Annotated in this window: 10 protein-coding genes; 3 read left to right on the forward strand and 7 right to left on the reverse strand. The window is 63.6% G+C overall.

All coding sequences use genetic code 11. The annotated features are described in order from the left end of the window. Positions 1–577: 577 nt before the first annotated feature. Positions 578–1,492 (forward strand): alpha/beta fold hydrolase, encoded by a 915-nt coding sequence (locus MTR66_RS19715; RefSeq protein ID WP_243924170.1) that lies wholly within the window; start codon positions 578–580, stop codon positions 1,490–1,492. Positions 1,493–1,977: 485 nt separating this feature from the next. Here the strand turns inward: MTR66_RS19715 and MTR66_RS19720 are convergent, their stop codons facing one another. After that, positions 1,978–3,228, reverse strand: coding sequence for a cytochrome P450 (locus tag MTR66_RS19720; RefSeq protein ID WP_243924177.1), 1,251 nt, complete (start codon positions 3,226–3,228; stop codon positions 1,978–1,980). Positions 3,229–3,259: 31 nt separating this feature from the next. Further along, a complete protein-coding gene (locus tag MTR66_RS19725) occupies positions 3,260–3,586 on the reverse strand; it encodes a 2Fe-2S iron-sulfur cluster-binding protein (RefSeq protein WP_243924179.1) in 327 nt (108 codons plus the stop codon). A 141-nt stretch (positions 3,587–3,727) separates the two neighbouring features. Here MTR66_RS19725 and MTR66_RS19730 point away from each other — a divergent pair, with 141 nt between their 5' ends. Then, a complete protein-coding gene (locus MTR66_RS19730; protein ID WP_243924181.1) occupies positions 3,728–4,390 on the forward strand; it encodes a TetR/AcrR family transcriptional regulator in 663 nt (220 codons plus the stop codon). Between the two features lie 10 nt (positions 4,391–4,400). Here MTR66_RS19730 and MTR66_RS19735 read toward each other — a convergent pair whose 3' ends face one another. From MTR66_RS19735 to MTR66_RS19755, 5 genes are all read right to left on the reverse strand, one after another. Then, positions 4,401–5,330: a 1-phosphofructokinase family hexose kinase gene (locus tag MTR66_RS19735; protein ID WP_243924183.1), complete on the reverse strand. Its 930-nt coding sequence runs from the start codon at positions 5,328–5,330 to the stop codon at positions 4,401–4,403. Between the two features lie 138 nt (positions 5,331–5,468). Beyond that, positions 5,469–7,523, reverse strand: a complete 2,055-nt coding sequence (locus MTR66_RS19740; RefSeq protein ID WP_243924185.1) for a putative bifunctional diguanylate cyclase/phosphodiesterase — start codon at positions 7,521–7,523, stop codon at positions 5,469–5,471. A 212-nt stretch (positions 7,524–7,735) separates the two neighbouring features. Then, a complete protein-coding gene (locus MTR66_RS19745) occupies positions 7,736–10,543 on the reverse strand; it encodes a bifunctional diguanylate cyclase/phosphodiesterase (RefSeq protein WP_243924189.1) in 2,808 nt (935 codons plus the stop codon). A 177-nt stretch (positions 10,544–10,720) separates the two neighbouring features. Next, on the reverse strand, positions 10,721–10,891 hold the full coding sequence (locus MTR66_RS19750; RefSeq protein WP_243924197.1) for a hypothetical protein: 171 nt from the start codon (positions 10,889–10,891) through the stop codon (positions 10,721–10,723). 94 nt (positions 10,892–10,985) lie between these two features. Beyond that, positions 10,986–12,578, reverse strand: coding sequence for an isocitrate lyase (locus MTR66_RS19755; protein WP_243924199.1), 1,593 nt, complete (start codon positions 12,576–12,578; stop codon positions 10,986–10,988). Between the two features lie 151 nt (positions 12,579–12,729). Between MTR66_RS19755 and MTR66_RS19760 the strand changes: the two genes are divergently transcribed. Further along, positions 12,730–13,923 (forward strand): helix-turn-helix domain-containing protein (locus MTR66_RS19760; RefSeq protein WP_243924209.1); only part of this gene is annotated, 1,194 nt, incomplete at its 3' end.

The raw sequence follows: 13,923 nt of genomic DNA on the forward strand, positions 1-13,923 counted from the left end.
GCGAAAGGTCTTTGTCGCCACCGGCCTACCGGAGCAGATAGCACCCGGCAATCATTCCTTTGACGTCTGGCTAAGAAGCGCAGGCACCGAATCGGAGGGCCGGAGCTGGCCCGCGAATCACTTGCGCGCATGCCGGAGCGGGCAGGCAGGGCGGCGCAAGGCTTGTTGCGATGCACAAAAATTGTGCGGACGCTCCGGCCTGTTGAAACGACATCCACAATGAAGGCCGCGAAAATCACGACATGTTGATGGAAAAGTTCTCTGGAGCGGGGATGTTGCGTTTGCGAAGAGATCGGCGCGCCGGGTAGATATTGAAACCTCCCGGCGCGCTCTCTCCCAACGCCGGTAAAGCCGCAAGCGGCCTTTCAAGGCCACATTGCAGCATTGAACCGGTTTGGCAAAGCAATAATCGCGCAGTTTGCTGCGCAGCATGCGCATTTCTTCACTCTACCTCTCTTATTGAGATTTACGAGGCTGGCTTTGCTTTCGTCACTCGGGCGATGCTTTGAAGTCGTCTATTGCGATTGGGGCGCGGTCATGATCGGTGCGTTGAACATCAGGGAAGGGAGGGCTCGCGATGGAACGCCGCCGCATGACGCCGCTGGACAGGCAGAATGCCGATCCGGCCGGTTTTCTTGCCGGGCTGGAGGCAAGGGCGCAGCGCGTTGAAACGCCTTGCGGCGAAGGCTCCATGGTCTGGCGCATCTGGGGCGAGGGTGAGCCGCTGGTGCTGGCCCATGGCGCGCAAGGGGCGTGGACGCATTGGGTGCGCAATATCGAAAACCTGTCGTGCCGATACCGGCTGATCGTGCCGGACCTGCCGGGACACGGGCAATCGGCGCTGCCGCAGACGCCCGGTCACGAAGGTATCTCCGCGGCCTTGGCTACAGGGCTGAAACAGATTCTCGGCCGGGAAGGGCTGCCGGTCAGCCTGTGCGGTTTTTCCTTCGGCGGCGTGGCGCTGGCCCATCTGGCTGCCCTCCACCCGCATGTGGCACGCAGGCTGGTGATCGTCGGATGCGGCGGGCTTGATACGCCGGCGGGCCATCCCCGGCTCGGACGGGTCAGCGGGCTGGCGGGGGAAGAGCGGCATGCTGCGCTCAAGGCGAACCTGCTCGGGCTGATGCTGCATGATCCCGGCAGTGCGGACGATCTGGCGATCCATATGCTGCTGCCGGCGGCGAAGGCCGCGCGGCTGGAGGCTCGGGATCTGGTTCTGCCGGACCGGCTGGTGAAGATCCTGCCGCGTGTGCCCGTGCCGGTCGATGCGATCTGGGGCGAACGGGATCTGCCGCATCCGGACCCGGCCGCGCAGGAAGCGGTGCTGCGCGCGATCCAGCCCGGCACGGTGTTCGAAGTGATTGCCGGTGCAGGCCACTGGGCCATGTACGAGCGGCCCGAAGCTTTCGAATCGGCACTTGAATCGATTCTCAAAATGCCGCTGCGGGCGGTAAAACAGCCTGAAAAGCGCCTTCGGGACGGCTTTATTTAAATCGTTTGCAGCGCACAATCCATTTTGGTGCTTTTTCATAGGCAAACAGGCCCCTGAAACCACCGGAATACGTCCATTAATTTCCATAACCGGACGAATAACCCTTCCCATCGGCTTCAATACAAGGCACTTTGCCTGTCAGCTTCAGAACCTGAGGAAACGCTCAGGGCTGATAATACGGGTCGCGTCTCACAAGACGCATATTGCAGACCGGGTAAGCCGGGAAGCAAGCGCAAGGCAAGGCGAAGGCGGGGGGCTGCCAAGCTTGGAATGCGCGTAATGCCTGCTGGCTGTTGCAGCCAGAGCCGCACTGCAAGGTGCGGGGCCGCCGGGGGGGCGGTTCGGGCAACGGGAACCGGGACCAGGTGCTTGAGTCGGGGGGCTCGCATCCGGTTCCGGTAACTCCGGCCGGCAGTAACGAAAAAGGGCCGGGAGGCGCGCACCTCCCGGCCCTTTTTCTTACACGCTTGGTGCGTGCGGAGGGCTTACCACTCCAGCGTGACTTCCTCGGGCCCGATCACGCCGCCGGGACGGTACTCGATATGGGCGCCTTCCTTCAGCTTGAAGCTGGGAATGCGCTTGAGCCATTCCTGCAGCGCGATCTTCACTTCGAGGCGGGCGAGGTGGCCGCCCATGCAGCTGTGCACGCCGACGGTGAAGGCCAGGATCGTCTTGCGCGGACGGTCGAAGTCCACTTCCAGCGGGTTCGGGAACACCTCGGGATCGAAGTTGCACGCGGGCAGGATGAAAGTGACGCGGTCGCCCTTCTTCATCTGCACGCCGCGCATCTCGTAGTCCTGATCGAGCACGCGGCCCGAGAACGTCACCGACCAGCGGCGCAGCAGTTCCTCGACGATCCGGTCGATATCGTTGTCCATACGCTCGGCGATTTCCTGCACTTTGGCAGGGTTCCGGGCGAGGTAGAGCCAGATGTTGTTCAGTGTGGCGAACACGGTGTCGAGCCCGCCGATGAACAGGAAGCAGACGAAACCGAAGATCTCCTTGTCGGAAAGCGGCACGCCGTCGGGCGCGGCATGGGCGATCAGGCTGACGACGCCGTCGTCCGGGTTCGCCTTCTTCTCGGCAATCGCTTCCTTGAGGTAGGCGGTGATGCTGGCCATCGCCGCGCCCATGCGCGCGCGGTCGTTGGAGTGCAGCAGTTCCATTGCCCACGACACGAAGGTATCGCGCATGTCCTGCGGCAGGCCCATGATGTCGAGGAACACCGAGACCGGCAGCGGGCGGCCGAATTCCTCGGTGAATTCGCATTCGCCCTTGTCGATGAACTGGTCGATCAGGTCGTTCGCGCGCTGGCGGATCAGGCCTTCCAGCTTGAGTACGCCTTTGGGTGAGAACACCGGATCGACGATGTTGCGGTACTTGCGGTGATGCGGCGGATCGATCTCGATCGGGATGAAGTAGAAATAGTCGTTCGGATCGCGCGGAAAGGGCGTGGCGCCTTCGTTCGAGAAGATCTCGGGATGGCGCAGGCCGAACAGTGCATCCTCATGCTTGATGAGGTGCCACATGTTGCCCATCGGGCTGACATCGTAACAGATCGGCGGCTGCTTTTCGTGCATCGCCGCCATGAAGTTATGCGGATTGGCCAGAAAGTCCGGGCCGAAGGTCAGGCCGGACTGGCGGATCAGATCCTGCGGGACGTGATCGGGCACCTGATCCATGCCGACGTGGCGCGGAAAGCTGGGCGGAACGGGGTTGGCTGCATCTATCGGCACGGTATCTCTCCCTATGCTCTCGACCGGGGGATCAGTACTGGGATTCGGGCATGTGGATGACAAGACCATCGAGGTCTTCGGTCATCTCGATCTGGCAGGAGAGGCGGCTGTTCGGCTTCACTTCGGCCGATGCGTTTTCCAGCAGCTCTTCCTCGACATCGGACGAAGGGCCACCGACTTTCGCGGTCCAGGCATCGTCGATGTAGCAGTGGCAGGTTGCGCATGACAGCGCGCCGCCGCATTCGCCCGCAATCCCTTCGACACCGTTGTAAACTGCACCGTGCATGACGTTTTCGCCGACCGGAACGTCTATCTGCGTCTCCTGTCCGGTATGGTCGACGTAAGTAACCTTGGGCATCAGTCTCTCCTGAAATCACTCTGAGAACGGCGTTCTCAATTTTCTACCCCGGCGCGGGGATGGTGTCAATGTACAACGGATTGATGCAAGAACGCAGACACGGGTCTGGACCCGCGCGGGAACAGCGCTTACCCACGGCCAATGGCCGGTATGCCCCTTGTTCCCGCTTCGCTTGTCCCCACTCCGCCTCATGCCCAGGAGGGGGAACCCGATCGCACGCGGCTGCTGATCGATGCGGCTTATGATCTGCTGGACGAAAACGGCCTGGAAGGGCTGACGATCCGCGCGGTGCTGGCGCGCACCGGGCTGGCGCGCCGGGCGTTCTATGAATGCTTCCAGGGCAAGGACGATCTGGTGCTGGCGGTGTTCGACAGCTCGCTGCGGGCAGCGGCCGCGCAATTCCGTGAAATCACCGCGCGCTGCGCCGATCCGGAAGAAGCGCTGCGCACGATCGTCACCGGGATTGTCGTGGGCCAGCTCGGCTACGATCACATGGGCGCCAACCGCCGCGGCGCCGCGCTCAGCCGCGAGCACTTGCGGCTGGCGCAGGCGCGCCAGACGGAACTGCAATCGGCGCTGCAGCCGCTGCTGGATCTGATGGCGGGGCACGTCAGCGCGGGGATCGCCGCGGGCACGTTCCGCGATGCCGATCCGCAAGTGCAGGCGCGGCTGATCTACAACCTCGTTTCCACCACCGTGCACACGATGCTGCTGGCCGAAGAGGGCGGCACGGCCGATCCGCACGAGCGCGAGGCGCTGGCCGGGGCGATCTGGGAATTCTGCCGCCGGGGTATTTGCGCTTAGGCTCTGGCGTTTACAGCGGCTGGACCTGTTCTAGAAGCTGTTCGATATCGCCGGGATGGGCAAGGCCGGTGCCTGCCCGCAGCACGGCGGCCGAGCCGGACGCAAGGCCGAAGCGGAAGGCCTCCAGCTCGCTACGGCCCATGCTGAGCGCGAAGACCATGCCCGCCACGAAGCTGTCTCCCGCGCCCACCGCGCTGGCGGCTTCGATCTTGAGCGCGGGCAGAAAGACGGGGCCTTCGGCGCGCGCCAGAACGGCGCCTTCGTGGCCCATGGTCACGGCGGCAAGGCGGGCCTTGCCCGATTCCACGATGGCCATCGCCACTTTGCCGATTTCCTCGGGAGTCTCGGCCTTGCTGCCTGCATATTGCTGCAACTCGCCCAGGCTGGGCTTGATCAGCAGCAGGTCGCCCGCGTCGATGCCGTGGGCCAGCGCGGGCCCCGAACTGTCCAGCACGATCTCGATCCCGCGCGGGCGCAGCAGGCGGGTGACACGGGCATAGAAATCGTCAGGCACGCCGGGGGGAAGCGAGCCGCTGAGCACCATGAGGCCGCAATCCGCTTCGGCCAGAAGATCGAGGCATGCGCGCCATTCGGGCTCGGAGATCGCGGGGCCTTGAGGGGTGAAGCGGTATTCCTTGCCGGTTTCATGTTCGAGCACGGCCGATGCCACGCGGGTTGGCCCGGCGATGGGGATGCGCGTGCGCACCAGCTGATGCGCGTCGATCAGCCCGTCGAGCGCCGGGCCGGTGGCGCCGCCCGACAGGTAATAGCAGCGGGCATGGCCGCCCAGCCGCGTAAACACCCGCGCCACGTTGATGCCGCCGCCGCCGGGGGCATACCACTCGTTCCGGGTGCGCATCTTGTGCGTGTGGTGCATCCGGGCAATGTCGTAGGATACGTCGATCGTGGGGTTCATCGTCAGCGTGGCGATGTTTTTCATCAGGCGGGCTCCGTCTCCGGTGCGGCGGGGCAGGAATCGTCTGCCTCCGTGCTTGGCCTTGGTCGAGCACGGCGGGCCGGAGCGCAAGGGGGCGGTGATATTTCCGCTGTTGCGGCAGGTGCCGCGATTAAGTGGAGTTCAGGCCGTGCCGGCGCCTGAAATGGCCAGCGTGCGGGCATGCCCGGGCTTGCCGAACAGGTAGCCTTGCCCCTGTGTGCAGCCTTCGTCTCGCAGATAGTCGCGCTCGAATTCGCGCTCGATCCCTTCGGCGGCGACGGTCAGGCCCAGGCTCTTGCCGAGCCCGATCACGGCGCGGATCACCGCGCGCGAATTGGCCTCGCGGTGCAGGTTGAGAATGAAGGCCTTGTCGATCTTGATCTTGGTGAAGGGGTAATTGAGCAGGTAGCTCAGCGAGGAATATCCCGTGCCGAAATCGTCGAGCGAGATGCCGATGCCGAAGGCGCGCAAGTTGCGGATGATGGCGGCCGTGCGCGGGCCCTTTTCCATCAGCACCGCCTCGGTGATCTCCAGTTCCAGCCGTTCGGCGCTGAGGCCGGATGTGGACAGGGCGTTGATCACCGTGCTCAGCAGCTTGCCGTTGCGGAACTGCAGCGGCGAGACGTTGACGGCGATCTTGATGTGCTCTGGCCAGCCCGCGGCTTCCTTGCACGCCTCGAACAGCACGAAACGGCCGATCTGGTCGATCGCGCCCATTTCCTCGGCCAGCGGCACGAAGACGTCGGGCGGGACCAGCCCGCGGCGGGGATGGTTCCAGCGCAGCAGCGCCTCGTAGCATTCCACTTCGCCGGTGGAGAGATTGACGAGCGGCTGATAGTGGACTTCCAGTTCGCCGCCGCTGATCGCCACGCGAAAGTCCTGTTCGAGCTGGTTCTTTTCCTGCGCGGCTTCATCCATGCTGGCCTCGAAAGCCCGGCAACTGCCGCGCCGCTCGGCCTTGGCGGCATAGAGCGCCAGATCGGCATAGCGCATCAGCGTTTCGGGATCGCGGCTGTCATGGGGGGAGGAGGCAAAGCCCACGGTCGCGCCGATGTGGATCAGGTGCCCGTGCACGAAGAACGGTTCGGACAGGGTGGTGATGATCGACTTGGCTACCAGTTCCGCCTGCATCAGGCTTGACCGGTGGAAAATGATCGCGAATTCATCTCCGCCGATCCGGCACAGCAGCGCATCGGGGGGGATCAGCTTGAGCATGCGCGCGGCAGCGTCGGTGAGCACGACATCGCCGAACTGATGGCCGTAAGTGTCGTTTACCGCCTTGAAATGATCAAGATCGACGAGGGCAATGGTAACAGTGCCGGTGCTGTTCGCCTTGTCGAGCGCTTCGTGGAGGTGTTCGCGGCAATGGGCGCGGTTGGCCAGGCCGGTTAGCTCGTCATGCCGGGCCATGTGTGCCATGCGCTGCTCGATGCGGCGGCGCTCGGTCATGTCGAAGATCGTGACGATCGTGGCCGGATAGCCTTCGAGCTGGGAGAGGCGGGTGGCGACGACGGCATCCACGTTCGAACCGTCGCGGCGCAGCATCTGCCAGCAGTCATTGGTATCGGACTGATCGGCCCCCAGCATTTCGGAAGCCTTGGGCCAGAGCGTTTTTGGAAACAGCTTTCGTGCGGCCAGCCCCGCCATTTCGAGGCGCTCGTATCCGAAGAAGGTGCAGGCCGCTTCGTTGGCGGAGCGGATCAGCCCGCTTTCGATATCGTAGACCAGCATGGCCAGAGGATTGCGTTCGAACAGCAGGCGGAAGTTCTCTTCCTTCTGCTTGAGATCGGTGATGTCCACGCGGATGCCGACGGTGCCGCATCCTTCGATCCTGCGTTCCTCGATCATGATGCAGCGGCCGTTGGAAAGCCATTGCTCGTGGCGCCCCACCGGCTGGTTTAGCCGTTTCAGACGGTTGGCGAGCCATTCTTCCTCGCAGCCCACGGCTTCGGGATAGTCTCCGCGCTCAACGCCGATGCGCAGCGTGTCGGCCAGTTTCGCGCCCGGTTCCAGCAGGTCGGCGGAGCGGTGGTAGATCTCGGCGTATTGCTTGTTCCACAAGATGTAGCGGCCGTCTTCGTCGAGAAAGACAATACCGTGGGGCAGAGCCTCGATGGACTCGCGCAGCCGCTTTTCCGCCCGCGAAGCCGCCTGCAACGCGAGTTCGAGCGACTGCATGGCTTGCCCGCCAGCCATCAGATCGGATTGTTCTTCAGGAAACCGGCGATGCACGTTGCCCCCTCATGCTGCCGGTGAGGCTATGGGCCGAGTGTTAATTTTTTTACCACTGCAAGGCCGGGAAATTGCAATTTTTCACAATCGCTTATGAGAAAAAGCCGAAATGGGCCGAGGGGTTTCGCCAGCTTCTTTGTAGTTATACGGAATAACGCGTAGCATGGGGCCGGAAATCAGAAATTGGCGGCCAGCGGCAGATCGAGGCTCGGCGCCGGGCCAGGGCGGCCGAAATAGTATCCCTGCGCCTCGTCGCATCCTTCGCTTTCGAGCATCCGCAACTGGTTCTCGTTTTCGACGCCTTCGGCCAGAACCGGAACGGAAAGGCTGCGGCCCAGCGAAAGCACGGTGCGGATGATGGCCAGCGCCTGGGGGCTGGTTTCCGCGCGTTGCAGGAACGACTTGTCGATCTTGATCTTGTCGAACGGGAAGGAATGGAGGGTGTCGAGCGAGGAGTGGCCTGTGCCGAAGTCGTCGATCGCCACACTGACGCCCATTGCCTTGAACTGGCGCAGGCAGTGCAGGGCACGCAGCTTGTCGGTGATGATTGCGGTCTCGGTGATTTCCAGTTCCAGGCGGCTGGGCGAGAGGCCGGTCTCGACCAGAATCGCGCGGAAACGCTCGATCAGTTCCTGCTGAAGGAACTGGACCGGAGAGAGATTGACGGCGACCTTGAGCGGGGTGTCCCAGTTCCGGGCTTCCAGGCAGGCTTCGCGCAGCACCCATTCGCCGATGGCGAAGATGTCGCCGGTTTCCTCGGCCAGCGGAATGAAATCGTTCGGCGAAATCGGGCCGCGTTTTGGATGATGCCAGCGGACCAGCGCTTCATAACCGGAAACTCTGCCCGTCATCAGCGAGCGCTGCGGCTGATAGAGCAGGCGCAGTTCGCCATTGGGAACGGCGTGGCGCAAGTCGGCGGCGAGCTGGCGGCGGGCGCGGGCGTTCTCGTCCATGTCCGGTTCGAAGAAGCAGACGGTGTGGCCGATGGACGATTTCGTCCGGAAAAGAGCAAGATCGGCATTGTTGAGCAGCGTTTCCCGGCAGGAGCTGTTCCGGGGATATAGCGCCACGCCCAGACTTGCGTTCACATCCAGCTTGTGTCCGGCGGCAACGATGGGCGCGCCGATGGCTTCGTTGATGCGGGCGATGAAGGCGTCGAGTTCGGCCATGCCAGTGAACGATTTGGCCGCCGCGAATTCGTCGCCGCCCAGTCTTGCGATGACTTCGCCGTCGCCGGTGCCGGATGCGAGGCGTTCGCCGATGACCCGCAGGATCTCGTCGCCCACTTCGTGGCCGTAAGTGTCGTTGATTTCCTTGAAGCGGTCGAGGTCGATGGCGACGGCGGCCACTTGTGTGCCATCCTGCGCCGCGGTTTCGATCGCATGGTCGATGCGCCGGTAATAGCGGGTGCGGTTCGGCAGCCCGGTAAGCGGATCGTGCAGGGCCATGTGCTCGATCTGTGCCTCGGAGCGGCGCTGCTCGGTGATGTCGGTGCAGGTCGTCACCCAGCCGCCTTCGGCCAGTGGACTGTTGGCGATCGACACCACCTGGCCGCTGCCCAGTTCCACCACGACCGGTGTCACGCGTTCTTCGGCAAGGGCTTCGTCGATGATGTGGCGGAATTCCCAGAGATGTTCAGACGCGCGGTCCGGCCCGTGCGGATTCATGAATCCCGCGGTGATCAGGTCTTTCAGCGGCGTGCCCGGTGCCGTCACCGTTTCGCCGAGATTCCACAGTTCGCAAAAGCGCCGGTTGCACAGGACCAGCTGTTCTCTGGCGTCGAACAGGCACAGGCCTTCGTGCATGTTTTCCAGCGCCATATCGAGCTGGCGGGATGTCTGCGCGGCCAGCTCCTGAGCCTGCCGGATGGGCGTGATATCATGCGTGATGGACGAATAGCCGATGTGCCGTCCCGCGCTGTCGCAGACTTTATCGACGGTGATGTCGACCCAGAATTCGGAGCCGTCGCGGCGTGTCGAACGCCATTGCCCGTGGCAGCTGCCGGTTTCGGCTGCCATCTTCATGTTGGCGGCGGGCACGCCTTCGGCCTGATCGGCCTTCGAGAAGAGCCGGGCTATGGGCATCCCGATGGCCTCTTCTTCCGGGTATCCGGTAAGACGCTCCGCGCCCGTGTTCCACTGCGAAATCCGGCCCTCAAGATCGAGCATGCAGATCGCGTAGTCCGACGTGTTCCGGGCCAGGGCGGAAAGCTGCCGTTCGCTTTGCGCGAGCGCCGCCTGGGTCCGGTAGTTGGACAGCGCAACAAGCAGTCCCAGAATGAACAGCCCCATGGTGACCAGCCCGATCCAGAACGCCAGGCTGGTGGGGGAAATCGCCATGGCATGCCGGAGAGGGCGTCCGGGAACGATTTCCAGAGCCACCATGCCGGTCATATGGGTAAGCGAAATGAGCAGGCCAAAGCAGGCGACAGTGCCAGCGGCGGTCAGGCGGTTGCCTTGGCGGCGCAGCATGGCGAATGTGGGAAGAGTCAGCAGGATGCCCATAATCACCGAGGCTGCGACATATTCCGAGGCCCAGCGCACCGTCGCGGGCATGTCGATCGCGGCCATGCCGAGATAGTGGCTTACCGAAAGGCCGTTGCTGAAGAACAGCCCGGCAGTCAGCACGCCCGCGCGCTGCGGGAGATGCTGCAGGAGAAAGGCGGAAATGACGCCAGACGCGAGCAGCAGCGCCAGCGCGGTGAGGGTTATGTGCAGGATGAAGGAGAACGGCGCGCTGGGGAGATAGCCGAGCATCGCGATGTTGTGCGCGCTCCACGCTCCGGCGCCCAGTGCCAGCCCCGATGCCGCCGTCCAGAGCGCCCTTGTCAGCCCCTCGTGGCGCTGGGCACGGTGAAAGGACAGCATGGCCGAAGTCCCGGCCAGCAGGGCAGCCGCCAGTGCCAGCAGTACCGGCAAGGGCCGGTGCTGGTCGTGGACGCACAAGTACAACGCGGTAAAAGGATTGGCGTAGAGATCCCCCATGGCAGATCCATCTAAGGGTTATCCCGTTGCGCCCCCGATAATCGTTTGCTGCGGGGAATCCCGAATTGGCGCGGCGCGGTATGTAAACGATTGTCAACACTTCGCCGTGACGCAAATGGCCCGCTGCACCGGGTGCAGCGGGCCAAGCTTTCCTCCCCAGGAAAACTCTTGGTTGCCTCAGCGGCGGATGGCCGAGCCGAGGCGGTGGTAAAGATTGGAATACTTGGACGAAATCGGATCGTCCTGATGCGCCTGCAGATAGAAACGCACGGCTTCCTGCAGCAGCTTGAAGTCCTCGTTCGAAAGTACCGCGCGGGCGCGGGCCGGCTCGATCGTGGTGGTGATCATTTTCACGTCTCCTTTCCTGTGCTCGCGTGGTGAATTCCCGTGAGCGGGGTATGTGCCGGGCGGAAGATAGGCTCGCCCGGCAATTTCAAGTGGATTATGCTGCGAACTGATTCATCGTGTTGTGTTCGCCGCCCGCCTTGAGCGCGGCTTCGCCGGCGAAGTATTCCTTGTGGTCGTCGCCGATGTCGGAACCGGCCATGTTCTGGTGCTTCACGCAGGCGATGCCCTGGCGGATTTCCTGACGCTGCACGCCCTTCACGTAACCGAGCATGCCCTGTTCGCCGAAGTATTCCCTGGCGAGGTTGTCGGTGCTCAGCGCCGCGGTGTGGTAGGTCGGCAGGGTGATGAGGTGGTGGAAGATGCCCGCCTCGCGCGCCGCGTCCTTCTGGAAGGTGCGGATGCGTTCGTCGGCCTCGGCCGCCAGTTCGGTGCCGTCGTAGTCCACGCTCATCAGTGTTTCGCGGTCATAGCGGCTCATGTCGCGCCCTTCGGCTTCCCAGGCATCGTAGACCTGCTGGCGGAAGTTCAGCGTCCAGTTGAAGCTGGGCGAGTTGTTGTAGACCAGCTTGGCATGGGGCATGACTTCGCGAATGCGGCTGACCATCCCACCGATCTGGCCGATGTGCGGCTTTTCGGTCTCGATCCACAGCAGGTCCGCGCCGTTCTGCAGCGCGTGGATGCAGTCGAGCACGCAGCGGTCCTCGCCGGTTCCCTGGCGGAACTGGTAGAGGTTGCTCGGCAGGCGCTTCGGCTTCATCAGCTTGCCGTTCCGCGTGATCAGCACGTCGCCGTGGCCGATCTGCGCGGGATCGACATCTTCGCAGTCGAGGAAGCTGTTGTACTGGTCGCCGATGTCGCCCGCTTCACGGGTGAAGGCGATCTGCTTGGTGAGGCCGGCACCCAGCGAGTCGGTGCGGGCAACGATCACGCCCTCTTCCACGCCCAGTTCCATGAAGGCATAGCGCACGGCGCGGATTTTCGCGATGAAGTCCTCGTGCGGGACGGTAACCTTGCCGTCCTGGTGGCCGCACTGCTTCTCGTCCGAGACCTGATTTTCGATCTGGATGCAGCAGGCGCCTGCCTCGATGAACTTCTTGGCGAGCAGGTACGTCGCCTCCGCATTGCCGAAGCCCGCGTCGATATCGGCGATGATCGGCACGACGTGGGTCTGGAACTCGTCGATCTTGTGCAGCAGGCGGTGCGTGTTCATCGCGTCGCCCGCGGCCTTGGCCTTGTCGAGATCGCGGAACAGCATGCCCAGTTCGCGGGCATCGGCCTGGCGCAGGAAGGTGTAGAGTTCCTCCACCAGCGCGGGAACCGACGTCTTCTCGTGCATCGACTGGTCGGGCAGGGGCCCGAATTCGCTGCGCAGAGCGGCGACCATCCAGCCGGAGAGGTAGAGGTAACGGCGCTTCGTCGACCCGAAGTGCTTCTTGATGCTGATCATCTTCTGCTGGCCGATGAACCCGTGCCAGCAGCCCAGCGACTGCGTGTAGTTCGCGGGATCGGCGTCGTAGGCGGCCATGTCCTCACGCATGATCCGCGCGGTGTAGCGGGCAATGTCGAGACCGGTCTTGAAACGGTTCTGCAGCCGCATGCGGGCGACCGATTCCGGCTCGATCCCGTTCCAGTTGGGTTCGGTGCCGATGGCCTTTCCGGCGGCGATGATCTGGCTCTGGTAGGTCACGGTTCGGGTATCCTCTTGGGAAACGATGTTGCTGTCTGTTGCTTTCCAGATAGTCTTTCGTTTCGGGCTCCGGAATGGCCGGCGAAGTCGCGTTGTCAAACTTTACAGAAGTTCCTTGTAAAGTTGTGCGGATGTGACAGAATGGCGCTGTATGGCAGAAAACCGCCCTCTTTACCTGGGGCCGCGCCTGCGCCGTCTGCGCCGCGAGCTGGGGCTGACGCAGCAGGCGATGGCCGATGATCTAGGCATTTCGCCGAGTTATGTTGCGCTGCTTGAACGCAACCAGCGGCCGGTCACGGCGGACATGCTGCTGCGCCTTGCCAAGACCTACCGTCTCGACATTGCGGATATCGCCAATGACGAGGGGGAGGACTATGCGCGGCGGCTGGGCGATGTGCTGCGCGATCCGATCTTCGCCGATATCGATCTGCCCGCGCTGGAAGTGGCCGATCTGGCAACGAGCTTTCCCGGCGTTTCCGAAGCCTTGCTGCGCCTGCATCATGCCTACACGCGCGAGCAGCAGGCACTGGCCGAACAGCGCGCCGCCGGGCCCGGCGCGGACGAGAACGATCCGGTGCGCGAGGCGCAGCGCTTCCTTGCCGGACACCGCAATTATTTCCACGCGCTCGATACCCGCGCCGAAGAGCTTGCCGCCGAGATCGGCAAGGCGGGCGGGGCGGTGGACTGGCTGGGCGCGAAAGGCGTGCGGGTGCGCTATCTGCCGCCCGATGTGCTGATGGAATCGCTGCGCCGGTTCGACCGGCACAACCAGCAATTGCTGATCGCCGATTCGCTCGACGAAGCCAGCCGCGCCTTCCAGATCGCCACGCATATCGCCCACACCGCACTGCGCGGGGATATCAAGCAGGCCTTGCGGGAAGAGAGCTTCTCCAGCCGCGCTACCGCCACGCTGCTGTTGCGCGCGCTGGCCGGATACAGCGCGGCGGCGCTGCGCATGCCCTATCGCCAGTTCGCCCGCGCCGCCGAACAGCGCGGCTATGACATCGATGCGTTGTGCGCGCTGTTCGGCGTCAGTTTCGAACAGGCCGCGCATCGTCTCACCACCCTGCAGCGTCCGGGCGAGGAGCGGGTCGGTTTCTTCTTCATCCGCGTGGACGAGGCGGGCAATGTCTCCAAGCGGCTGGACGGCGCGGGGTTTCCTTTCGCCGCGCATGGGGGCGGCTGCCCCTTGTGGAGCGTGCATCAGGTGTTCCGCCGTCCGGGCGAGATCGTCACCCAGTGGCTCGAACTGCCGGGCGGCGAGCGGTTTTTCTCGATCGCGCGCACCGTCACGGCGGGGCTGCGCGGCTATGGCCGCCCGCGCGTGGTGCGCGCCGTGGCGCTG

Source organism: Novosphingobium beihaiense, from assembly GCF_022832375.1.
GTDB classification, from domain to species: Bacteria; Pseudomonadota; Alphaproteobacteria; order Sphingomonadales; family Sphingomonadaceae; genus Novosphingobium; species Novosphingobium beihaiensis.

Excerpts from the sequence above, each read along its gene's own strand:
- MTR66_RS19725 (WP_243924179.1), bottom strand. The coding sequence starts at position 3,586 with ATGCCCAAGGTTACTTACGTCGACCATACCGGACAGGAGACGCAGATA.
- MTR66_RS19735 (WP_243924183.1), bottom strand. The coding sequence starts at position 5,330 with ATGAAAAACATCGCCACGCTGACGATGAACCCCACGATCGACGTATCC.
- MTR66_RS19745 (WP_243924189.1), bottom strand. The coding sequence starts at position 10,543 with ATGGGGGATCTCTACGCCAATCCTTTTACCGCGTTGTACTTGTGCGTC.
- MTR66_RS19740 (WP_243924185.1), bottom strand. The coding sequence starts at position 7,523 with ATGGCTGGCGGGCAAGCCATGCAGTCGCTCGAACTCGCGTTGCAGGCG.
- MTR66_RS19730 (WP_243924181.1), top strand. The coding sequence starts at position 3,728 with ATGGCCGGTATGCCCCTTGTTCCCGCTTCGCTTGTCCCCACTCCGCCT.
- MTR66_RS19750 (WP_243924197.1), bottom strand. The coding sequence starts at position 10,891 with ATGATCACCACCACGATCGAGCCGGCCCGCGCCCGCGCGGTACTTTCG.
- MTR66_RS19715 (WP_243924170.1), top strand. The coding sequence starts at position 578 with ATGGAACGCCGCCGCATGACGCCGCTGGACAGGCAGAATGCCGATCCG.